This is a genomic window from Streptomyces sp. NRRL F-525 (assembly GCF_000716605.1).
In the GTDB taxonomy this organism is placed as follows: domain Bacteria; phylum Actinomycetota; class Actinomycetes; order Streptomycetales; family Streptomycetaceae; genus Streptomyces.
Map to the genome: position 1 here is coordinate 159149 of NZ_JNXE01000031.1, position 22572 is coordinate 181720.

The 22572-nt window shown below is 67.6% G+C and carries 15 protein-coding genes and 1 tRNA gene; 6 read left to right on the forward strand and 10 right to left on the reverse strand.

The genetic code is table 11. The features are described 5' to 3' along the window. Positions 1–57 precede the first annotated feature (57 nt). Positions 58–4872, forward strand: coding sequence for a DNA repair ATPase (locus OO69_RS34805; protein ID WP_033284866.1), 4815 nt, complete (start codon positions 58–60; stop codon positions 4870–4872). 31 nt (positions 4873–4903) lie between these two features. Here the strand turns inward: OO69_RS34805 and OO69_RS34810 are convergent, their stop codons facing one another. Further along, on the reverse strand, positions 4904–5251 hold the full coding sequence (locus OO69_RS34810) for a hypothetical protein (protein WP_033284867.1): 348 nt from the start codon (positions 5249–5251) through the stop codon (positions 4904–4906). Between the two features lie 214 nt (positions 5252–5465). On the opposite strand from OO69_RS34810, the gene OO69_RS34815 reads away from it, so the two are divergent. Continuing rightward, the gene (locus tag OO69_RS34815) at positions 5466–6503 is read left to right on the forward strand and encodes an acyl-CoA desaturase (protein WP_033284868.1); all 1038 of its coding nucleotides are present in this window, start codon (positions 5466–5468) and stop codon (positions 6501–6503) included. Between the two features lie 6 nt (positions 6504–6509). Here the strand turns inward: OO69_RS34815 and OO69_RS34820 are convergent, their stop codons facing one another. The 4 genes from OO69_RS34820 to OO69_RS34835 all read right to left on the reverse strand — a co-directional run bounded on the left by OO69_RS34820 (position 6510) and on the right by OO69_RS34835 (position 9976). After that, entirely contained in the window at positions 6510–7256 is a 747-nt protein-coding gene (locus OO69_RS34820; protein WP_033284869.1) for a GAF and ANTAR domain-containing protein, read from the reverse strand. Continuing rightward, the gene (locus OO69_RS34825; RefSeq protein WP_033284870.1) at positions 7253–7999 is read right to left on the reverse strand and encodes an ANTAR domain-containing protein; all 747 of its coding nucleotides are present in this window, start codon (positions 7997–7999) and stop codon (positions 7253–7255) included. Before OO69_RS34825 ends, OO69_RS34820 begins: the two co-directional genes overlap by 4 nt. A 64-nt stretch (positions 8000–8063) precedes the next feature. Further along, entirely contained in the window at positions 8064–8459 is a 396-nt protein-coding gene (locus OO69_RS34830) for an STAS domain-containing protein (protein WP_033284871.1), read from the reverse strand. A 185-nt stretch (positions 8460–8644) separates the two neighbouring features. Then, the gene (locus OO69_RS34835) at positions 8645–9976 is read right to left on the reverse strand and encodes a helix-turn-helix domain-containing protein (protein ID WP_033284872.1); all 1332 of its coding nucleotides are present in this window, start codon (positions 9974–9976) and stop codon (positions 8645–8647) included. Between the two features lie 201 nt (positions 9977–10177). Between OO69_RS34835 and OO69_RS34840 the strand changes: the two genes are divergently transcribed. From OO69_RS34840 to OO69_RS34850, 3 genes are all read left to right on the forward strand, one after another. Beyond that, positions 10178–10927, forward strand: coding sequence for a DUF4232 domain-containing protein (locus tag OO69_RS34840; RefSeq protein WP_033284873.1), 750 nt, complete (start codon positions 10178–10180; stop codon positions 10925–10927). A 170-nt stretch (positions 10928–11097) separates the two neighbouring features. After that, entirely contained in the window at positions 11098–12882 is a 1785-nt protein-coding gene (locus tag OO69_RS34845; protein WP_234444605.1) for a hypothetical protein, read from the forward strand. After that, on the forward strand, positions 12882–13283 hold the full coding sequence (locus tag OO69_RS34850) for a hypothetical protein (protein ID WP_033284874.1): 402 nt from the start codon (positions 12882–12884) through the stop codon (positions 13281–13283). The genes OO69_RS34845 and OO69_RS34850 overlap by 1 nt, the downstream gene beginning before the upstream one ends. Before the next feature lie 1089 nt (positions 13284–14372). Here OO69_RS34850 and OO69_RS50670 read toward each other — a convergent pair. From OO69_RS50670 to OO69_RS50675, 3 genes are read right to left on the reverse strand one after another with little or no spacing between them, the layout of a single operon-like run. Continuing rightward, positions 14373–15434 (reverse strand): ComEC/Rec2 family competence protein, encoded by a 1062-nt coding sequence (locus OO69_RS50670; RefSeq protein WP_158713459.1) that lies wholly within the window; start codon positions 15432–15434, stop codon positions 14373–14375. Then, positions 15431–16180: a hypothetical protein gene (locus tag OO69_RS52135; protein ID WP_158713460.1), complete on the reverse strand. Its 750-nt coding sequence runs from the start codon at positions 16178–16180 to the stop codon at positions 15431–15433. The genes OO69_RS50670 and OO69_RS52135 overlap by 4 nt, the downstream gene beginning before the upstream one ends. Further along, the gene (locus tag OO69_RS50675) at positions 16177–18255 is read right to left on the reverse strand and encodes a sensor histidine kinase (RefSeq protein WP_158713461.1); all 2079 of its coding nucleotides are present in this window, start codon (positions 18253–18255) and stop codon (positions 16177–16179) included. The genes OO69_RS52135 and OO69_RS50675 overlap by 4 nt, the downstream gene beginning before the upstream one ends. Before the next feature lie 2119 nt (positions 18256–20374). Here OO69_RS50675 and OO69_RS34870 point away from each other — a divergent pair. Next, a complete protein-coding gene (locus OO69_RS34870; protein WP_234444606.1) occupies positions 20375–21349 on the forward strand; it encodes a site-specific integrase in 975 nt (324 codons plus the stop codon). A 103-nt stretch (positions 21350–21452) separates the two neighbouring features. On the opposite strand, the gene OO69_RS34875 is transcribed toward OO69_RS34870, so the two are convergent. Together OO69_RS34875 and OO69_RS34880 are read right to left on the reverse strand one after the other, a co-directional pair. Further along, positions 21453–21526, reverse strand: a tRNA-Pro gene (locus tag OO69_RS34875). Positions 21527–21580: 54 nt separating this feature from the next. Further along, positions 21581–22360 carry a Pr6Pr family membrane protein gene (locus OO69_RS34880; protein WP_033284877.1) on the reverse strand — a complete coding sequence of 260 codons (780 nt, stop codon included), beginning with the start codon at positions 22358–22360 and terminating at the stop codon, positions 21581–21583. Between the last annotated feature and the right edge of the window lie 212 nt (positions 22361–22572).

Sequence of the window (22572 nt, forward strand, 5' to 3'; positions counted from 1 at the left end):
GCCGCACAGGGGACGGCAGTTCCGGACCCACCTCCCCCGAGATCCTGAGAGGGACCCATGACCACCGGCCTGGACACCGGCACCTACGAGGTCCTGCGCGACCGCCTCGCCGCACAGGCCGCCGAACTCGCCCGCCGCGCGGAGGCGCTCAACGCCCGCCGCACCGAGGAGTTCGGCTCCACCCGCCTCGAACTCACCGGCACCGAACGCCTCGACACCGACCACCCGGCCGCGCCGCGCGACCTCGTCGCCGTAGGAGACACGCTCCTCTTCGGCCGCCAGGTCGCCCTCGGTGTCACCCGGGAGACGACGGTCGCCGACGTCCTCGCCCTGCACGACCGCCACGACCTGCGCCGACTGCCCGAGAACGCCGTACCCGGACTCCTCGACGACCCGGACTTCGTACGGGAGTTCACCGCCCTGCACCGGTACTACCGCCAGGCCCGCCTCCTCCAACTCCGGTGCCTCGACGGCAAGTTGCTCGCCGTCTTCCGCACCGGCGAGAAGGCCGACGACATCCGGGTCCTGCGCTGGGCGCTCGCGGACGACGGCCGGTCGGCGACCTTCCTGGACGCGCACGGCGAACGCGATCACGTCTTCCCGCCGCCCCACGACATCGAGTGGACGGAGACGACCCGCGCGGACCACGTCCCCGGCCGGCACCCGCACGTCCGGATCCAGGACGGGCTGTACGTCGGCACGGTCGGCGGGACTCTCACCGTCAAGGTGGAGGACAACACCGAGACGGGGGAGGGGATTTACTCCGAGCCGGTGGACGAGCCGCTGCAGTCGGCGGCCGACGCGGAGATCGCGTATGCGCGGGTGGGTGTGCTGGTGCTGCTGCGGGTGCGGCCGTACAAGGAGGAGAGCCGCCGGTACCTGGTTTTCAACACGCTCACGAAGTCCGTCGTACGGCTCGACGGGATCGGGCTGTCGTGTCAGCGGCTTCCCGAGGAGCAGGGGATCGTGTTCCCGGGCGGGTACTGCCTGGCCACGGGTTCTCGCAAGACCTTCGAAGTGGACACCTCCGGGCTGGAGTTGGAGCGGGTGGTGCGTTCGCCCAACGGCGAGGACGTGCTGTTCGCGTACCGGGCGCGGGTGCCCGGGCGGAGCCTGCTGCTGCCGTACAACTTGATCCGCAAGGAGGTCGCCAACCCGCTGGCCTGTCAGGGCTGGGCGCTCTTCGGGGACGGCACGCTGATGGTGCTGCGCGCGGGTGTGGAGGGGGAGGCCGCTCGTGTTCATCCCTTGCGGGTGTGGCGAACTCCGTATGTCTCGGACACGTACGCCGCCGCTCAACTCGTCGGATCCGGGCCGCTGTTCCGGGTGGGGAACGCCGATCTCGTGCGGGGGATCTCCGACTGTCTGTCCCTCGCGGGGGCGGTCGCCGGGATGGAGCCCACGGCGGAGGTGTGCGAGGCGCTGGTCGGCGCGTGTGTCCGGGCGGCGGACTCGTACCACTGGCTCGGGGATCCCGAACTCGGGGATCTGGGCGGCCCGTTGGAGGACGTGCGGGTCACGGCGGAACAGGTCCTGGCCGAGTTCGAGACCGTCCGGACGCTCACCGCCCGCGCGGCCGACGCCCTCGACGATGCCACCGGCCGGCTCACCGGGCTCGTACGGCGACTGCGGGGCGAGGCGCCCCGGGACGCGGCGGGGTGGGTCGCCGGGCTGACCGAACTCCGGCGGGCGCAGGGGCACTTGCTGACGCTGAAGGAGATGCGGTACGCGGACACCGCGCGGATCGACGAGTCGGCGGCCGGGGCGGAGGCGGAGCTCGGGGCGTTCGGGCAGCGGGCGGTCGGGTTCCTGGCGGGCGAGGACGCGTTCGCCGGGCACCATGAGCTGATCGGCGAGTTGATCGCGACGGCGGGGGAGCTGGCCACGGTCGCCGAGTCGGCACCGGTGGCCGCCCGGCTCGACGAACTCACCGACGGGCTGCGGACGGTGACCGAGGTCATCGCCGGGCTGGACATCGGTGACGCCACGGTCCGTACGTCGATCCTGGAGCGGATCGCCGAGGTGCTGGGCGGGGTCAACCGGGCCCGCGCCACCCTGGACGCCCGGCGCAGGGAGCTTCAGGACCGGGAGGGCCGGGCGGAGTTCGCGGCCGAGTTCGCGCTGCTGGGGCAGGCGGTGACGGGCGCGCTCGCGGACGCGGCGACACCTGAGGCGTGTGACGATCAACTCGCCCGCCTGCTCGTCCAGTTGGAGAACCTGGAAGCGCGCTTCACGGACTTCGACGACTTCCTCGCCGAACTGACCGGCAGACGCGCCGAGATCTACGAGACCTTCTCCGCCCGCAAGCAGACCCTGGCCGACGAACGGGCGCGCAGGGCCGAGCAGTTGGCGGTCTCGGCGGACCGGGTCCTGGAGACGGTGGTCCGGCGGGCGGCCACGCTCGCCGACGCCGACGCGGTCAGTACGTACTTCGCCTCCGACCCGATGGTGACGAAGATCCACCGCACCGTCGGCCAACTCCGGGACCTGGGCGACCAGGTGCGGGCGGAGGAGCTGACCGGCCGGCTGGCGGCGGCCCGCGAGGAGGCGGCCCGCGCCCTGCGCGACCGCACCGACCTCTACACGGACGGCGGCCGGACCCTGCGCCTGGGCCGCCACCGTTTCGCCGTGAACACCGAGCCCCTCGACCTCACCCTGGTCCCCTCCGGCGACGGCCTCGCCTTCGCCCTCACCGGCACGGACTACCGAACCCCGGTCACGGACCCGGAGTTCGCGGCCACGCGCGCGTTCTGGGACCGCCCGCTGCCCTCCGAATCACCGCGGGTCTACCGTGCCGAACACCTCGCCGCCCGCCTCCTCGACGAACACGGCGCCCAGGCCCTCGCCCAGGAGCCCGACCTCGCCGCCCTGGTCCGCCGGGCCGCGCAGGAGTCGTACGACGAAGGCTACGAACGTGGCGTGCACGACCACGACGCGACCGCGATCCTGTCCGCGCTGCTCCGCCGGTACGAGGGCGCGGGTCTGTTGCGGCACGAACCAGCCGCCCGGGCACAGGCGTTGCTGTTCTGGACGCACGGCACGAGCCCGGAGGAGCGCGTTAGCTGGACGCTCCGGGCGCGGTCGCTCGCGCGGGTCCGCGACATCTTCGGACCGACCCCGGCCGTCGCCGAGTTCCTCGCTGAACTGGCCGAGCGGACCGGCGAGTCCGCCGCCGCGTACCTCTTCGACGAACTGACCACCGGCCCCGAGGGTTTCGTGATCAGCGCCGCCGCACGCACCCTCCTCGACAAGTTCCGCCGCGCGGTGGGGAGTTCGGCCTACGACGACGATGTGCTCGCCGTCGGTGAACCGGCCGCCCGCCGCCAGCTGGTGGAGGCCTGGCTGACGGCGTACACGACGGCGTCCGGCACCGAGGCCGACCCGGGGGACCTCGCGGAAGCGGTGGCGGCCGAACTCTGCCCGGACGCGCCGCGGTACGAGTCGGACGCCCGGCTGACGGAGACGGTCGGGGGGCTGATGGGGACCCACCCGCGCATCGAGGCAGGGGCGTTGGTGCTAAGGGTCGACGAACTCCTCGCCCGGACACGGGAGTTCAGGGCGTTGGACGTACCCGGTCATCGTGCGTACCAGCGGCGCCGTACGGCCTTGGTCGCGGCGGAGCGGGCCCGGTTGCGGCTCGACGAGTACCGGCCGCGGGTGATGTCGTCCTTCGTGCGGGGGCGTCTGGTCGACGAGGTGTATCTCCCGCTGGTCGGCGACAGCCTGGCCCGGCAGATCGGTACGACGGGGGAGGGGCGGCGGACCGACACGGGCGGCCTGCTGCTGCTCATCTCGCCGCCGGGGTACGGCAAGACGACCCTCATGGAGTACGTCGCCGACCGGCTCGGGCTGGTGCTGGTCAAGGTCAGCGGGCCCGCCCTCGGGCGTGGTGTCACCTCCCTCGACCCGGCCGAGGCGCCGAACGCGACCGCCCGGCAGGAGGTGGAGAAGGTCAACTTCGCGCTCGCGGCGGGCAACAACGTGCTGCTCCACCTCGACGACATCCAGCACACCTCGCCCGAACTCCTGGAGAAATTCATCCCGTTGTGCGATGCGACGCGGCGGGTGGAGGGCGTGTGGGAGGGCGTACCGCGTACATACGACCTACGGGGGAAACGGTTCGCCGTCTGCATGACCGGCAACCCCTACACGGAGTCGGGCGGGCGTTTCCGGGTCCCCGACATGCTGGCCAACCGTGCCGACGTCTGGAACCTCGGCGATGTGCTGACCGGCAAGGAGGCGGTGTTTGCGCTGAGTTTCCTGGAGAACGCGCTGACCTCCAACCCGGTGCTGGCTCCGCTGGCCGGCCGCGACCGTGCCGACCTGGACCTGCTGATCAGGCTGGCGGAGGGCGACGCGACCGCCCGCGCGGACCGGTTGTCCTACGCCTGCGAACCCGCCGAACTCGGCCGTGTCGTCGCCGTGTTGGGGCATCTGCTCGCCGCCCGCGACACCGTACTGGCGGTCAACTCCGCGTACATGGCATCGGCGGCGATGACGGACGCGGCCCGCACGGAACCGCCGTTCCGGCTGCAGGGGTCGTACCGCACCATGAACCGCATCGCCCAGCGCGTCGAGCCGGTGATGAACTCCCGTGAGCTGGCTGCCGTGTTGGACGACCACTACACCGCCGAGGCGCAGACCCTGGGGACGGGTGCCGAGGCGAACCTGCTGAAGCTGGGGGAGTTGCGTGGCACGCTCAGCGGCGAACAGGCCCTGCGCTGGGGCGAGTTGAAGGCGGCGTACGCGCGGACGCGAGGCATGGAGGAGAGCGACCCCTTGAGCCACGCGGTGGCGGCTCTCGGGGTGCTGGCCGAGCGGATCGGGGCGGTGGAGTCGGCGATCACGCGGGCGAGCGGCGGCCGGGGATGACGGCCACCGACCTTCCCCGCGCGCCCAACTGCTAGAGCTGGAGCAGCCGTTGGGTGATCTCGCGGTACTGCCGCAGCGCGTTGCGGGGTTCGTCGGACGGGGACTCCGGGTCCTCGTCGGCCCAGCTGGCGCGGAGGAGTTCACGGCGGGCCGCGAGGGCGGCGACGAGCTGGGCGGTGGCCTCGTCGTAGGCGCTCTCCGCCTCCGTCAGGGCGTCGCGCGGGGTGTCGGCGAAGGTGTTGAGGGCGTGCCGCAGCCGCTGGAGGACCTTGTCCCGCTCGCTCGACGGGAGCAGCGGCTCCGGGCCCGGGGTGCGGCGTTCGGAGGGGACCCGGTTCTGGCCCGCGGGTTGTTGGGCGCGTGTCTGGTCGTACATCATCGGGAGTCGCTTCCGTCCCGCCCGAAGGCGTTATTGGGATCGTCCGTGCACCGGCCACTGCCCTGCGCCGTGCTGCCAGTCAACGTGCGGCGACGGTTCGTGTCAACGCGGTGGCCGGGCACTCCGGGCCGCCGCGTTCCGGAGTACCGTGGAAGGACCACCGGCAGCCCGTGACCCCGGCCGCGCCATCCGCAGCGAGGCCGAGGAGTCCAGCATGTCGACCGTCTCCACCCCACCCCCTGTCCCGAAAAAGTGTGTCACTTTCGGGGAAAGTGACACACTTTTCTCGGACACCTCCCCGCCACCCCCGCCCTACGACGGCACCTCCCCCTTCCCGCCCGACGAGGGCCCGGCGCCGGTGCGGGACAGCGGGGACCGGATCTACGTCGGCGTCACCGCGGCGATCGTCGTCCTGCCGTTCGTGGGGCTCGGCCTGGCCGGCTGGCTGCTGTGGGGGCGGCTGATCCACCCCGTCGACATCGTGCTCGCGGCCGTCCTCTACACGATCACCGGTCTCGGCGTCACGGTCGGCTTCCACCGCGGGCTCACCCACGGCTCGTACCGCGCGATCCGGCCCGTGCGCATCGCGCTCGCGGTGGCCGGGTCGATGAGCTTCCAGGGCGATGTCATCGGCTGGGTCGCCACCCACCGCCGCCACCACGCCTTCACCGACCGGCCCGGCGACCCGCACTCGCCGTACCGCTACGGCACGCATCTGCGCGGCCAGTTGCACGGACTGTTCGACGCCCACGTCGGCTGGCTGTTCCGCAACGAGCAGACACCGCCCGAGCGTTACGCCCCCGACCTCGTCGCCGACCCCGACATCCGGGCCGTCTCCCGCGCGTTCCCGTGGCTGTGCCTGCTCACCCTCGCGCTGCCGTTCGGGCTCGGCTGGGCGATCGGCGGCAGCTGGCTGTACGGCGTAACCGGCTTGCTGTGGGCGGGACTTGTGCGGATCGCGCTGCTCCACCACGTCACCTGGAGCGTCAACTCGCTGTGCCACATGATCGGTGAGCGGCCGTTCCGCACCCGGCGCCACGACCGCGCCACCAACCTGTGGCCGCTGGCCCTGCTCTCCTTCGGCGAGAGCTGGCACAACCTCCACCACGCCGACCCCACCAGCGCCCGGCACGGCGTCGACCGCGGCCAGATCGACCCGTCGGCCGCCGTCATCCGCCTGATGGAGCGCGCCGGTTGGGTCCACGACGTGCGCTGGCCGTCCGTGGACCGGGTCGCCGCCCGGCGCGCGTGACCCGGGCTACGACGGCTGCGGCGGCGGGATGATCCGGGTGTCGAAGTCGCCCCCGATGATCTGCGCCGCGAGGTCCGACAGGCGCAGATGGCGGGCACGGGCGTAGGACCGGAAGGCGGTGAAGGCGTCGTCGACGGACGTGTTCCAGCGCTCCGCCAGCACGCCCTTGACCTGCTCGACGAGGATGCGGCTGGTGAGCGCGGTCTGCAGCTGGCTGTTCTCGACGTGCGACTGCTCCAGCGTGCGCTGCTGGAGTACGGCGATGGTGGCCACGTCGGCGAGGGCCTGGGCGAGGGCGATGTCGTCGTCGCCCAGGCGGTGCGGGGTGGTCTGGAAGAGGTTGAGCGCGCCGACGACGCGGCTGCGCAGCCGGAGCGGTATGGCGTGCGTGGTGACGTAGCCCGTGGCGCGGGCCTGCGCCGCGAAGCGCGGCCAGGCCGCGGTCACCTCGGTCCGCGTCAGGTCGATGTTGGTGCGGGCGGCGCCGGTGCGGTAGCACTCGACGCACGGGCCCTGGTCGTGCTGGAGCGCGAGGAGCTCCAGCAGGCGGGTGTGCTCGTCCGAGGCGGCGATGATCTGCAGCTCGCCGTGCGCGTCCACGAGCAGGATCCCGGCCGCCGACACGTCTAGCAGCTCGACGCAGCGCGAGGACAGCCGGTGCAGCAGGTCGATGACGTCGAAGTCCTCGACCAGGGAGTCCGCGACCTCCACGAAGATCTCGGCCAGACGTCGTTCGCGGGCCATGGCGATCATCCCTTTCCAGTGTCGGGCGAATACGGCCCGCTCTTATCGTCGTCCCATTCGCCCCCGAAGCGGAGCCGGCGGGCGACCACGTCCGCCGCGACCTCGCCGAGGGGGCGTTCATTGCCATAGGCGTGGGCCCGCAGGCGCAACAGGGCCTCCTGCATGGGCACGCCCAGCTGGACGCTGATCATCCCGGTGGCCTGGTGCACGACGGGGCGGTTGAGCCCGGTCGGCCAGTCCGGCATGGCGTCCGGGCCGGGGGCGATGCCCTTCGCGTGCCCGTTCCCGTTCAGGAACGCGCCGGTCAGCGCGGCCGTGAGGGAGGTGGCGTCGGCGTACTGCTGCTCGCTGATCCGTCTGTCCCCGGCGCACAGCACGGTCAGGACGCCGACCCGGATCGCGCCGAAGCCCAGCGGGAACCCGCACACGCCCTGGACGCCCAGGTCGCGCGCGGCCGGCAGCAGCACGGGCCACCGCTCGGGGCGCACCCGGTCGAGGTCCGGCTCCAGCACGGGCGAACCGGTGCGGACCGCGTCCGGCCCCGGGCCCTCGCCCAGCGTGAACTGGAGCTCCTCGAAACGGGCGCTCAGTTCGGGATGGCACCACAGGGGTTCGGCCGTGCGGTCGGCGCCGACCAGCAGGGAGAGGGCGACGCCCTCGGCACCCAGCGCCCGGGCGCAGGCCTGCGCGGGATCGCCGCCCTCACCGAGGCGCAGCGACCGCAGGACTTCGGCCATGCCGTCGCTGATCACCGTGCTCCGTTCCCCGGCCGCCGGGACACTTCGAGACGAAGCGCCGACCGACGTCTGCCGTACCCTACGTGGCCCGGCGCTCCAACGCGCGGTCGGCGAGCACCCCCTCGCAGGCGTCCCGCACACTCGCGTACCGCGGAAACCTCTCGACCAGACCGGCGGCCCGGAACACGAGCAACGGCCCCGGCCGGGAGTGCACGACGCGCAGCCACCCGAGCCGCTCACGACACTCCTCCCAGGCCGTGCACAACGGGTCCAGAACACTGCCGTCCATGAAGGTCACGTCCAGCAGATCGACGACGAGGAAGAGCCGCCCCGTGCCGTGCCGGGCTTCCTTGAGCTCCTGTGCGAAGGCGGGCACGGTCGTCAGATCGAGCTCACCGCGCGCGCGGACCACTCGTGGTTCGTCCGGCCCATCTGGTTCATCCGGTGCGTCGAACAGATCAGGATGCGGACCCATGTGCCCCATCTCCCCCTGTAAGAGAGTGGCTTTCGCCTACGTGCGCAGGGCCTCTGTTGCGCGGAAAGAGACTGCACGGAGAGGGCCGGGGTCCTGGGCTGCCGTACGACGAGCGTACTGCCGGGGACGGGCACGCCGGGAGCCGTTTCCGTCTCATGGGTACCGATTTCGGCCTTGTGCCCGCGTCAGTCGTCCTGATGCGGTACCCACTCGCTGTCGTCGAGCGAATAGCCGTAGCGCGGCCGCCCGCTCATCCCGCTGGTGTGGAACGGTTTCCCCTGGTCGTCGATGCGCAGCACCCCGTGCCGGGTCCCGCTCGTCCAGGCCAGCTCCATGTACCAGCGCACATCGTGCGAGGCCGCGCCGGCGGTGATGTAGAGGACCTCGGGGTCACTCTCGCTCACCTTGTACGGCAGCCCGGTCTGCCCGGACTTCGGCGTGGCCACCGGCCGCGTCGCGTCCAGCCCGACGTCGAAGGAGTGCGTGGGCACCCCGCCGCCGCAGCCGACCCCGACATACCCCATGGTGTACGCGTTCCAGGCGAGCGGCGCCCCGCTCTGCACGACGCGCACGTTCAGCGACTGGAGTACGACGGTCTCCTGCCCGGTGCCCTGGACGGTCAGTTCGAGGTACTGACTGTCGGCGGAGACCGCCCCCAGCGCGCTCACCCAGCTCGGGGCGTCCTGCTCGGTGGGCGGCGGCGGCACCTTCGCCGCGTCCTCGTCGACCAGGTAGGTCTGACTGCAGGGACTCTCCCAGGCGTACGGCCGTGAGGTGACCGTCAGTGGGACGGCGGCGGTGGCCGCGCCGCCGTCGGCCTTGCCGCCCGGGGTGGCGGACGTGCCGGTCTTCGCGGTGGCGGAGCGGGAGGGGCTGGCGCTGTCGGAGGGCGAGGTGGACGTGGAGGGGGAGGAGGTCGCCTTCGACTTCGACGACGGCGAGGGGCCGGAGCTGCCGTTTCCGGTGGAGGTCACGGAACCGGCTTCCTGCTTGCGGTCGCCGTTGTTGTCGTCGCCGGAGAGGAGACGGGGGACGAGGGCGGTGGCGGCGAGGACTACAGCTACGGCGGCGGCGGTGAGGAGGGTGGTGCGGCGGCGGGTGCGGGTGCGGGTGTTGTTGCCGGGATCGGGGTCGGGGGCGGTGGGTTGGCTTGGCTCCGGGGGGTTCGTGCCGGGGGCGGGGGTGTTCGTGCCGGGCGCCGGGGTTGCCGTAGCGGCCGGGGCTGTCGCTGTAGGTGCCCCGGCTGCCGCGGCCTTCCGCTCCCGCTGGCGTGCCCCGTCGGCCAGGATCCACCGGCGGTGGGCCTCGACGAGCTCGTCCGGGGTCGCCTTGCAGAGCCGGGCGAACCGCTCCACGGGGGCGTACTCGGTGGGTACGGCATCGCCGTTGCAGTACCGGTGCAACGTCGACGTACTCATGTGCAGCCGCTTCGCGAGTACGCCGTAGCTCAGCCCCGAACGGTCCTTGAGCTCCCGTATCAGCGCCGCGAAATCGGCCGTCTCCTCAGGCCCTGCCACCCTGCCCCCATTCCAGTCGCGCGTTCCAGGGAGTCACTGTTCTCCCAGGTAAGAGCCGGTGCGAACGTTCCAGGTTCCCGTAGATCCCGGCTGTCGTAGCGGGTGGGACGGAAGGCGGCACAAGCTGCGGTCATCAAAGCACGCCGCCCGCCGACCGGTTGGGCGACGGCGACTTCCCTCCTTCCGAAAGGCACAACAGCCATGTCCGCGTTCACCGCCCGTCCCCGCACCCGCCTCTTCGCCGCCACCACGGTCGCCCTCGCCGCGCTCTCGCTCACCGCCTGCAACGACAAGCTGGGAGTACAGGACGAGGGCGCGGCCAACCCGACGTCCTCCACGGTGACGACGCCGGCACCGTCCGGGACGAAGGCGGGGGGTTCGACGGGTTCGACGTCGGGCGGCACGTCGACGGGCAGCGGCACGGGCTCGGGCGGCAGCAAGACGAGCGGGGGCGCGGGCTCGAACTCGGGCTCCGGCTCGGGTTCCGCCTCGGGCTCGGACTCGGGTTCGGACACGCCCGCCAGCCGGGTCCCGTGCAGCGGCGCCAACACCAAGGTCACCGCCCAGACGGTCTCGCGCCCCATCAACCACATGCTGCTCACCGTCACCAACACGGGTTCCAAGACCTGCGACCTCTACTACTACCCGGCCGTCAACTTCGACGACGCCCAGTCGGTACCCCCGGTGATCAAGGAATCCCAGCCCCAGGCGGTGACCACCCTCACCCCGGGCCAGTCGGGCTACGCCGGCGTGGCCCTCGCCGGCGGAGACAACGGCTCCGGCACCAACGGCCGCACCGCCAAGTCCCTCTCCGTCTACTTCTTCGACCGCGACAACAACAGCATCAGCCCGGCGGCGACTCCGGCCCTGCCGGCGAAGGGGGTCTACGTGGACGACTCGCTGCGGGTGAGCTACTGGGTGTCGGATGTGGAGGATGCGTTGACGTACTGAGCGGAATGGGCCTGACCCGAGGGTCCTTCCGGGCCACTGAGGGCAGCTGCTGGTTTTCGGTCAAACCTTGTCCCGTCGCCCCTGGTGAGACGCATTGTCGCGTTTGCGCTCTGGTGGTGCCGGGACTTCACCGTGAGGATGCCCGCCGTATCGGAAAACGGGGGGCGGGAATGGGGTTCGGTCGAGGGCTGCGCGTACGGGAAGGGCGTACTGCGGAGGGACTGATCGATGGACCGGCGGTGCCGGTGCAGGCGGGGCCCGTCTTCGCCGACGACGGCCGCGCCGGTCAGGTGGATCCGACCTCGTCGGAGGTGACCAGACTGCTGTGCCAGGCCGTCTACACCCGCCCCGACCGGATCAACGCGGTCAAGACCTGGTGGCGCAAGGTCCGCGGCAGGGACCAGAAACCGAGTAGGCCCCGGCGCAGCACCCGCAGACGTATCTACCTGGAGGGCAGCGACGACTGCCCGCCGCTGGGCGAGCCCATGGCGCAGTGGGTGCGGGATCACGTCCTGCACGGGCCGCCGTTGCCTGTCCCGTCGTACGGATTCGACCTGGTCCCCGTCGTCGCGCACAGTTTGCGCGCCCGGCGACGGCGGTGGCTGCGACGGGCCCTTGTGGTGCTCCTCGCGGCCGCCGTGGCCTACGAGGTTCCCCGGGCCGCCGCTGTGTGGGGCGGTGCTGTCCTACTGGCCTGTTTCATGTGGTGGGCCGCGCTCCGGGCAGCCGGCAAGGGGAAGAAGTCGAGGCTGGCGCCCTCGCCCCGACTGGCGTATCTCGTTCTCTGCCTGCCCTGGCTCCTCGCGGTGGTGCCGTACGAACCGATACACGGCGAGGCGGTTGCCCTGCGGGTCGGACTGCTTCTCCTGCCGTTCGTCCTGCTGGCCGGGACCACGCTCGTGTGCATGGGGGACCGGATCATGGCGCGGGCGGCGTTGTCGTCGATCGTCCGGGACGGCGTCGCGACCGACCGCCTGCCGTGGATGGCGGCGAAGGCCGCGCGCCGGACGGAACAGATCGGCAGGGAACAGACGCGGCGTGAACTGCCGTACGACCAACCGGAGATGTTCGTCGGAGCCGGTCGCTATGTGTGGGGCATGGCAGACATCGGCATCCCGCTCAAACCCAAGGACCCGGAGAAGTCGGTCAAGCACTTCGGCGAGCATGAACTGCTGCGGCGAATGGGCGATGCCCTCGGTGAACTGGGCCGTGGCGCACGGGAGATCACCGATCCGCTGCCCGGTTTCTCCGTCACCCCCGTCCTCGGCCTGCCGTCCGATCTGTGGCTACGACGGACCCGTGCCGCGAAGTTGGAGCTGCCGGACCTGCGCGGTCGGGGCCGGCGGTCACCGTCGAGTGTGCCGGACCGGCTGTATCTGCGGGCGCAGTGCGTCAGTTGGGACGGCCAGGTCGTGGTCACACTCTTCGCGCATGCCGCGCTGGAGGCCGGCGAACTGCGACTGACGCTGCGCCCCCACGTGATGACGCCCCTCTACAACGAACTGAGGGTGACGGACGCACCCGTGGCGAAGCGCCGCATGAGGCTCCTCGGCTGGGTCACGGTGCAGGCCCTGCTGGACGCGGTCGGCGGTCCGCTCGCGCTGCGGCGGCTGGTGACCCGCCTCGCGCAGGGAGCGCAGCCGGAGGACGGACGGGCCGAGGAAAAGGATCCGGTCAGCCTGCGTGATCGCTACTCCACCGAAGAGGTCACCGACATGCACCAGGCCGACGACGCGAAACGGCACGTCGTCCTCATGCAGACATGCGTCTTCTACGCGGTCTCCGCGTACCTGGAGGAACGGGGCGTCGACACCGCTCCCTACGAACGCCAGGTGGCCGCGGTCATCACCAACATCCAGGTCTACGGCGACAACAACGCGCCCATCCAGAACGTGGCCGGCAGCGGCATCAGCAATGTCGGCCAGGACAACAAGGCTCAAGGAGGCGGAAGTTGATGGCTGTGGGACGTCGCCACCCCGAACCGGAACAGGTGCACGGCTCGGGTGTCAGCATCGGAGGCAGCAGCATCGCCCCGATCCAGAATGTGGTGGGGCAGAACATCTCTAACGTCCATCAGTCCGCGTCCGCCGAGGGCGCCGCCGTCGACGTGGAGACCGTGCGGGATCTCCTCGCCGCGTTCCGCACCGAGGTGGACCGGAACGGAGCGGGTCTGCCGAACGCGCAGGTCCTCCGCGCCATCGCGGACTCCATCGACACCTCGCTGACAGCCCCGGACCCTCAGACCGCGGGAGCCCTGCGCGGGGCAGCACAGGCGCTGCCGGCCCTGGTGGCGGGAACACTGGTGCAACAGGGCGGCGAGGCACTCGCTCACGCCGTTGCCGGGTGGCTGGGCTGAGACGTCGGTAGTGCCAGCGACACGAGCCGCTGTATCGCCGGCAATCCCCGTCACGGGGTTCGCCCTCCTCGGAGGGCACGACAAAGGCCCACTCGCGATCACGCGAGTGGGCCTCTGACCAGCGTCGGGGTGGCGGGATTTGAACCCACGACCTCTTCGTCCCGAAGCAACTTGGGACGCCCGCTGTCCTTGGGCTACTGCGCCTGTCGCCTGCGCTGATGGTCCGCCGACGTCCAGGGTTGTTCGCGGTTGTGCGTCGTGGTTGTCACGCAGTTAAACACTCAAGGCACCTCGTGCGCGGTGCCGTGGCGCATGCTCTTACAGGCCGCGTAGCGCCTCATACAGGTCGCCGTAGAGGGTCCAACAGTCGATGCTGCCGTCGTCGTAGAGGCTGCCCATGTACCAGTCGTCGTCATCCACAGGCTTCACGAGGCACAGGCTGCGGAATCCGAGAACGATCTCTACGCTTGGCATCTCGTGGTCCTCGCTGACGCTGACCCACTTCACTGGTCGATCGGGATCCAGGGCGACAGCATCTCGATCCCCGGATACATCGCGGATCTGCTGAAGAGTCCATCCCTGGGGAAGTCGCGCGTCGGCCATCTACGGATGATCTCACTCGCCGGACGTAGATCACCGCTTCAAGAGAGAGGCTGGGTGATCTCGGACCGCGACTTCGCCCACCGAGGAAGCGGACGGCTACTCGACTGCACGGCACCGATGTTGACCGTGGCTGACCCCTACATCTGGCACGGTTGTGGCACGAACCTCAGCCGACGACAGCCAGCCACGACGACGGGTGCGCCGACGGACCAGGTGCGCGTATGCCTCGCTGCACCTGCATCGACCTCAGCCACGTTATCGGGTGCCGTCGGTCAGTCCTTCCGCGGCGAGTGGAGCTGCACACGGCTCCGGAGGGCTTTTCGGTCCCAGACATGTGCGCAGGTCGAAAGCCTCTGATTGATTCGTGAGACGCGATTCGTCCACGGATAGTCCGTGGACTGTCTTCTGATCCGTAGCTCTATGTGGATCGGCGGGTGTGGGTGACGGTCATACAGCCACAGCGCGGCTCCGGAGGCCGTACATGCTTCAGCGGACGTGAGGACGTGGTGCAGGAACCGGAATGACATCCGCACGGCAGAGAGGGCGGTCTAGTAGTTGAATGAACTCTCTATGTTGCGTCGGTGAGGGGGTGATATGAAGGCCATCACCGTCAAAGCCTATAGTTACCGTGCCAGCGCAACACGACCCTGCCGAGCTACCTGCCGCCGCATGAAGGTTGAGGTGTGCTTTCTGGGCCGGCAGGCGCGCCTCGCGGTGGCAATGTGTTGAAAGTTGCGTACAGGCGATGTGAGCCTGAGGTCGCGCCGCGCGCACTCCCGCAACCATTTCAGGGTCGGGGTTCGAAAAACGACCACCGCGAGCCATCGAAAAAAGAACGAACTCTGGCTGTACGGCTTGACATATCGCGGTAGCGAACTGTCGGGAATCTGACGTCTTGGCCTTCCCCCCGTGATGAGGGAAAACCAGAACATGAGCTTTTAGGTCAGCGTTGAGAGAAATCATGCGCTGAAGAGCTAAGGCGTCAATGTCAGCCGGTAAGAGTACTGCGGGGTTGTCTTGCAATGAAATCCGAAGCACGGCTGACAGTGTGTTCGCGGTAAGTCGCCCCAGTGGGGTTGCAGCGTCAGAAGGGCCGAGTGTTGCTATTTCTAGGTCTGGATGTAAGACTTCGATCTTCACTCGATTACTGAACGATAAGTCTGCAGTCGAAGCAGTGTTGAGGTTGCGTTGTCCATTAAGTAACTGTCCTTCCCGGTGACGCAAGTAAGCTTGCCTAGCCAGGTTCTGCCACGCCTTGCTCTGCTTAGTGCCATCCGGGTTGTACCAGATCATGCCGATGATGAAACGGGTATCCCAGAGAAGTTTGACGGCACTGCCCATGTGGTCCAGGTCGCTGTGAGAAAGCACAAGGTGATCAATGTGGGTAATCCCGCAGCGTTCCAACTCGTCGAATAAAGTTGGACCAGGAGGGGCGTCAACGACCACGCACCGATCGCTATCTCGCACCACAGCGCAATTTCCATGTCCAACATCGAGGACAATCACTTCCAAAGTGTCCGCGATTTTCTCAGTAGATGTGCTGGTCACGGACGCATCCAATCCTCTGGAAGCTCGGGGCTAAGTGAAAAGTTTTTGAAAAACAGGTCACGCTCCCTTTCGGCGTGACAGTTCACCTCGGCTTCGACCCAGCGGTTCCGTAATTCGTGAAGCGCTAGACCGGTACCTTCTGTAATCAGGCCGGCAGGCAGCTGAATGGCCACCGAAGGTCGCCACGCAGGGACAAGCACCTCCGCAGTCGGCATTTCCTCGTTGACATGTAATCCGAGAACCTCGATGACTGTGGGAAGGGCCAGCCGCGTCCGCGGTACGTCCCCATGAAACTCTGCGACAATCGCCTCGAACGCTGACTGAATCGCTTCAGCACTCTGCTCGTCCTTGTCGAGGAGGCATGGAATCTCGGCCCTTCGCAACCGTATGGTGGTTGCCTGGTCTCGGGAGATGTACGTACTACTCAGGACAGCGGGGAACCCTCTCCGGGACGCAAGACTGGCGAGTTCGGCGCCATCGAACGGGACATTGATCCTGCCGTTAAGCCTGTGATCGAAGACTGCTGCAACGCACTTGTCAGTTACGCGCTGCAGCATTCGCTCAGCCGCTTCCCTTTGCGGCGAGATCTCAACGGGCTCATATCCCGCCAGACGCAGTACCATTCCGGTTGCGTAAGCTTCCTCGGGGTCGTCATCGACTACCGCTACACGTGCCCCCGCTTCAGGTACCTGAGCGCGAGGAAAGAGCTTTTCTAGAGGGCGTCTGGTGTCCTGCTCCACATTCATGACGGTGCTCCAGGGGGTTTGAGAGCGGCGGGAGCCGGTTGAGCGGGTAGGCGGACCATGATTCGAGCACCGCCCAGCTCACCTGTCTCGAAGGCGAGGTTCTTACCCTTTAGCTCTTCCACTACGTCTCGCACGATGGTTAGGCCCAGCCCGGTGCCGTCGGTGCGTGATGTCCTACCAGGTGACCAGATCTCATCAATAGGCATGTCTCGAATGCCGGGCCCTGAGTCATCGATAGTGAGTACGACACTTTCTTCACCACTCTGGGTCCGGATGAGGATTTCACGGTCGCGATCCGGCATATCTTGACGTAATAGAGCATGCGCAGAGTTAGTCAAAAGATTTGCCCAGATTGCCTCAATCTCTGCGACTGTGCTACGAACCCTCATCGTCTGTGTGTCGAACTCGGTCTTCACCGAAATGTTACGGTCATTGAAATATGGCGAGAAGAGTTTCACTACCTCCCTGCATACTTCGTCAACATCGACATCAGCGGCATCTCGCTTGCGCTTCTTCACCATCTCCAACGAGAGATTGGCGAATGCTTGCACGGTGTCGAGTGATCGCCCGATGCGGGACATGGGCTCATCAAAGACCGCGTCATATGTTTCCTGGCCGACTTTGTTTCCTATTAGTTGACCCAGCGCCCTGACCATCCGGGTGAGTCGACTAGCAGGTCCCAGTACTTCGTGTGCGAATACCGCGGTGCTTGTGCCGAGAGTGCTTAGTGTTCGGTATAGCCTCAGATCTCGCTCCACAGCTCTAACGTGCTGCTGTGTTTCGCCGCGATATGTATTTACTTGGCGCTCTACTATTTCCCTGTACCTCGGCGGGAGACTGCGCACAGTCTTGCGGAGCTCGTCCTCGGCAGTCTTCATTCGGGTGCGTGTCTTGGGTACTTGCTCGCGCCGCCTGACTTCGGCATCTTTCAATCGGACCGCAGCTGCCCAGTCTGTTGCCCTGATGGCGAATTCCCTGAGGTCAACGAAGGCTGGTGTTTCAACGAAGCCCGTTCGGTCGGTTTTGGGCTGCAGAATCTGAGCATCGTCGCCGACGACAACGCGTCCCACGGCCGTGCGAGTTGAAGGGCGCTCCTCGGGGCTACCAGTGCGGCGAGCATTAAGCTCCAGCCAGTCGTTTCCTGAATCGCCGTACGGTGTGACCCTGAGCCCTCGGTGAATTAGGTGCACGCCTCCCACAACATCAAGCCAAGGCCATACGCGGTCTCTGTCAGGAGAGTTTTTCAAAGGGGAAAGCGACTTTCCGCCTTTGAGGAACATCCAGAGTTCAAGGCTAGCTCGTGGGGCGAGCTCGAAAGGTAAGTGCACATCGCGCCCGCCTCGCTTTCGATTCAGGGCTACCAGTTCATGGCCCGCTTCGTGAATTACTTCACCACGCCAGTCATACAGCGTTGCTTTGGCGTACCCTTCTGCGTCGATTTCCGCGAACAGTCGAAAGTCCGCTTGATCCAAGTAGGCGCGAGATGTGTCAGCGAGCAGCTTGTCGAACTCCTCCGAAACGAAAATCGCTCGGAAGGGCGAATTCTCGGGAAAGGGTCCAGTGAGAAGCAGGACCGAGCGAGCCATCCGCTTTATGTCCGCTTCAGCGAATGGCTCGCGGAGTCTACTAATCGTGACACGAGTCCCCGGAGGTTCCGAAGTCGGTTTGTTGATGACTGTAAGTGGCACGTCTTCTACAGCGTGCACGGAGTCGTACTTAGTCCAGTCGATTACGAGTACATGTGCGCGCCCGGGAGCGTTGGCTGGTCGTGTCTCTAGTTCAACGTGCGCTCCGAGTCGCAGCGCCGCCAGCCGGCCAAGGCCCTTCTCGCCCACCTTTTGTCGTCCGCCCGGCGTGATAGGAGAAGAGATTTTAGCAGAGCGGCCTAAGAGGAGGAAGCTGTCATAGATGCTGTCCTCGTCCATGCCTGTACCGTCATCTTCAACGATGAGGGTGCCACCAGCGCGATCAGCCTCAAGTAGGCGGATGGTGCATATAGTTGCGTCGGCGTCGTAGGCGTTGCGGACCAACTCCATGACGCCGAGGTCTGGATGCGGGACCAGCTCTTCACCCAAGCGCGCAAGGATCTCCGGCGCGAATCGCAGATGTCGACTCATCCTTGCCTCCCCGTAGTGGCCGTGGAACGGCCACAGTCCCAGTCGCCTGGCCAGCTGATCGCATGTTATCTATCGTGCCCAGTTAGCAACAGAGGGTCATGTCGCCAACAGGCTAAGCCTCGTTCCAGGGGATCTCGCGCACAGCCCGCACGGTGAGGTGCCGACACCTGATGCGCTCGTCCAGCCAGGCCGTCACGGGTGGAGAGGCCAACACTTTCAGGAGGTTTCGGCATGTTTCCTCGCGTCCGTCCAACGGTCGCGCTGTGATGATGTGGTTGTCGACAGCCACAGGAGTATGCCCTGTCAGCAGCACTCCGACGCCGCGACTGTGTCCCCCCGCGCCCTGGCCCGGCCGCGACGTGCGCCGTATGGCCACAAAAGGTGGCTCTATCAGGCGCCCCGAGAAGCGACGCGCTTGCTTTGGCACACCAACATCCCCGGCGGGAGGCAGGGCTCGGGCCTTGAGGAACGGCACCTCTGGACCTTCGTGTGGATCACGGTTGTCCACGACGGGCCCAACTCGCACCTCAAACAGATCTCCCAGGCTCTGCGTACCTCGCTCGGCTGTCCACCAGGCTGCATCTGCGCCAGTTCGTTCCTTCGAACGCCGGTGACGCGTTCCCGACATCAGAAACACATGGATATCCGTGTGCGGGTCGAACTGCCCCTCTGTCTGGACAGCTTGCAAGCTGAGGTGCTCGGCAACTTGCTGTCGCCATCGCTCGTAGCGACTGCCGCTGCGCAGAACGTCTGGGAGCACGGCAGTTAGTTGACCACCCACGGCGAGAGCCTTGGAAGCTGCAAGGGTGAACACGGCGGCTTGAGACACCGCGCCTGAAGCCCAACTCCAGCGCGTGTCGGCCGGCATGGCGCCAAAAGGCGGGTTGAGGAGCACGTTGCCGGTGAAGCTGCGAGCCGAGTGCAGTGCAGCCAGGCCGTCCTCGACTCTGAGTGAGCGCAGCAGGTTCCAGCGAAGGTGGCCATCACTCGTCCCCGGTTCGGCTCCTGCTGCACGTGTCCTGTGGGCCGCAGCCAGGAACAGGCGTAGTCGCGCGGCAGCTACAAACTCGGGCTGCAGATCGCTGCCCCGCAGGCTCCGCGACCAGATGGCTAATGTCTCGTCGGTACTCTTTCCCAGGGGGAGAAGGTCGGATGCGGCAAGCAGTAGATCCCCTGCACCGCAGGATGGGTCCCAGAACCTGCGTGTAGATGAGGGCAGGTCGTGCAGCACTTTGCTGAACGACGTGCGTACTGCGCCCGTGGTGAAGAAGGCGCCGTGTGTGCGTCTTGTCGTCAAAGGGACGAGCTGGCGTAGCCGTTCGGAAGCCTGACCGTTCAACGCCAGGCTCACATCCTCTTCGATCCGTCGCCATGAGCCACTTGCCACGTCCTGTGCGAGGAGAGCTAGCTCATCGACGTAGACGGAGTAGGGGCTGGTAGTGCCTCGCATGTGGGCGATGCGCCTTTCTGAGTCGCCAACACTGTAGGCACTTCAGGGCGTGCCCGGTTGTCAGATTCTGCAGCAGGGAACTCGGCACGTCTATGTGGTGGCGCACGCTGGGGATTTGAGGGTGGATCAGGCAACACGAGGTCGGCGTAGCTACTTTGGCCAGGATCTGCTTTGGCGCGAGTGATCATGGCCCCGTAAGCTTCCGGCGGGTCGGGCAGTCTGTGGACCTGCCCGTTAAAGCACGACGTTGGGGCCGTGATCTTCGAGGCTCGCGTCAAAGTGGCTGGCTAAAGTCGTGGAGCCGACCGCCCCAGCCACAGCGGGGTTCTCCCTTCGCATGGCCGCGTCCGCCGTCCGGCCGGTGGCATGGTGCGGGATCAGCGGGCTCCGTACGAACGTCCGCGCATCTGGCAGCGCCAGCCCGTGTGCCACCGCCACCACGATCCGGCCTCTTTCAGTAACACAAAGAGCTGCACCGTTGGGGATCACCGTTCGTCCTCCATGCCTGTGTTGGAATGTGGCCGCTGCGGCGGCGACGGACGGGCGGCGACGTGCGGCCGGTGGCGAAGACATGGAGGCGGCGCGGCGGCGACCGGCCGGCGCCGCCGCGTTGGTGCGGCCCTCGGTTTGATCCGACCTACTGGTATAAGCAAACGGGTGGAAATGGAGCTTGCCTATGGCCTGGCAGGCCTCGACCCCAGCACCGTCGAAACGGCCACGCTCTTGAGCGAGAAGCACGTCATTCCGTCGCTCGGCGCCCGCAAGCTCCGTGACCTCAGCGCGGAGGACGTAGACCGTTGGCTGGCCGCCAAGGCGAAGACTCTCAGCACGCGCACACTCCAGGGCCTTCACTCCTGCCTGAACCGTGCGGTCAAACGGGCCATGGCGCGGGACAAGGTGAAGCGCAACGTCGTCGAGCTGTGCTCGGTGCCGCAGGGACAGGCGGGGCGGCCGTCAAAGGCACTCACCTTCGTCCAGGCGGAGGCCGTACTGAAGGGGGCCGCTGGGACCTCCATGCACGCGTACATCGTCGTCGCCCTGCTGACCGGGGCCCGGACCGAGGAGTTGCGGGCGCTCACTTGGGACCACGTCTTTCTGAAGGGGCGGCAGGACTTCGACCCGCCGCAGCCTCCGCACATCGCCGTCTGGCGGTCGGTTCGGCGGAGCGGGGACACCAAGACTCGGAAGTCCCGACGCACACTCGCCCTGCCGGCGCGCTGCGTGGAAGCGCTGTGGCAGCAGTTCGAGGATCAGGGGTGGGACCGGCTCGCCGCTGACGAGGAGTGGGAGGAACACGGACTCGTCTTTCCCTCGGCCGTGGGCAAGCCGCTCGATGCAGCCAACGTCCGCCGCGCCTTCCGTCAGGCGCTCAAAGACGTTGACGGTGTCGATGCCGCCGAGTGGACTCCCCGGGAGCTCCGGCACAGCTTCGTGTCGCTGCTCTCCGACCGGGGTGTCCCTTTGGAGGACATCTCCCGGCTCGTGGGGCACTCGGGTACCGCCGTGACCGAGGAGGTCTACCGGAAGCAGATCCGGCCGGTCATCCAGACCGGCGCCGTCGTCATGGACGGCATCTTCGGAGCCGATCCGCGGAAGCCGTAGACGCTAAGTCACTCAGGAAGCGATAGTCACGCAGTTAGACACTCAGCAACGCCAGAGGGCCCTTACCGATTCGGTGAGGGCCCTCTGAACTGCTATTTGGCTGTCGGGGTGGCGGGATTTGAACCCACGACCTCTTCGTCCCGAACGAAGCGCGCTGCCAAGCTGCGCTACACCCCGATGTCGCCACTCATCTTGCCAGTGTTGCTGCTCATCGCGGCGACGTCGTTTACTTTAGCCCACCGGTGGCTGGAGACGAAATCCGGTTTTGGCGCGGTGGCGGATGGGGTTGGGGCGGGCGTGGTCGAGGGCCACGAGGAGGACGGAGAGGGCGTAGAAGGCGAGACCGAGGAGGAGGGCGTTGCCCAGGACGCTCTTGTAGCCGTGCCGTTCGACGTCGAGGAACGAATAGAGGTAGCGGCCCGGTGTGCCGGGCAGGATCAGCTCGCCCCGGCCCAACGACACCGCCAGGTACGTCATCGGGTACAGCAGCCACGTCACCGCCATCCGCAGATGCAGCCGGCCGGGGGCGGTCAGGAACAGCCAGTCGACCACCGCCGCGATCGGGATCACCGTGTGCAGCACCTGGTTCGTCACCGCCTGCCAGCCGCTGACGGTTCCGCCCGTCATCGCGAACGGGCTCGACGCGTGCGCCAGGATCAGGTGGTACACCAGGCCGGTGATCGTGATGTACAGCAGTGCCGCGCCCGTGACCAGGGGGGAGACGGGGCGACGGGCCGTCCAGGCGCGGCGGGCCGTGGCGATCATGACCAGGGCCAGCAGGATGTTGCTCTGGATCGTGAAGTACGTCAGCACCCGGATCGGGCTGCCGAGGAACAGGTCGACGGTCACCGCCGCTGCCGCCACGAGCGCGACCAGCAGTCGGTACGCCGCCGCCAGCGGGCGACGGTACGGGGCCACCACCGCGGTGGCGGGAACGGGTGAGGCGAAGAGTGCGGGCATACCGGGTACCGCGGGGAGGTCCGGGATGTCCCTGGGTATCGGAGCGGTCATGCCCTCACGCTAGGCAGCGGGGACGAATCGGGCGATACGGGTGAGCTGGACGAGCTACCGCGGCGACCGCGACTCCACGAGGACCCCGCAGAAGCCCCCGTCCACTCCAGGCCCCTGGAACCCCCGGCCCCCGGCACCCCTCCCGGAACCCCCAACCCCCCTGGAACCCCCGGCCCCCCGGGAACCCTCAGCCTCCCCAGGAACCCCCGCCC

Bases quoted from the DNA above. Each gene is read 5' to 3' on its own strand.
- OO69_RS34815 (WP_033284868.1), top strand. From the start codon at position 5,466: ATGTCGACCGTCTCCACCCCACCCCCTGTCCCGAAAAAGTGTGTCACT.
- OO69_RS34845 (WP_234444605.1), top strand. From the start codon at position 11,098: ATGGGGTTCGGTCGAGGGCTGCGCGTACGGGAAGGGCGTACTGCGGAG.
- OO69_RS34850 (WP_033284874.1), top strand. From the start codon at position 12,882: ATGGCTGTGGGACGTCGCCACCCCGAACCGGAACAGGTGCACGGCTCG.
- OO69_RS34880 (WP_033284877.1), bottom strand. From the start codon at position 22,360: ATGACCGCTCCGATACCCAGGGACATCCCGGACCTCCCCGCGGTACCC.
- OO69_RS34820 (WP_033284869.1), bottom strand. From the start codon at position 7,256: ATGATCGCCATGGCCCGCGAACGACGTCTGGCCGAGATCTTCGTGGAG.
- OO69_RS34830 (WP_033284871.1), bottom strand. From the start codon at position 8,459: ATGGGTCCGCATCCTGATCTGTTCGACGCACCGGATGAACCAGATGGG.
- OO69_RS52135 (WP_158713460.1), bottom strand. From the start codon at position 16,180: ATGAATGTGGAGCAGGACACCAGACGCCCTCTAGAAAAGCTCTTTCCT.
- OO69_RS34840 (WP_033284873.1), top strand. From the start codon at position 10,178: ATGTCCGCGTTCACCGCCCGTCCCCGCACCCGCCTCTTCGCCGCCACC.
- OO69_RS34810 (WP_033284867.1), bottom strand. From the start codon at position 5,251: ATGATGTACGACCAGACACGCGCCCAACAACCCGCGGGCCAGAACCGG.
- OO69_RS34805 (WP_033284866.1), top strand. From the start codon at position 58: ATGACCACCGGCCTGGACACCGGCACCTACGAGGTCCTGCGCGACCGC.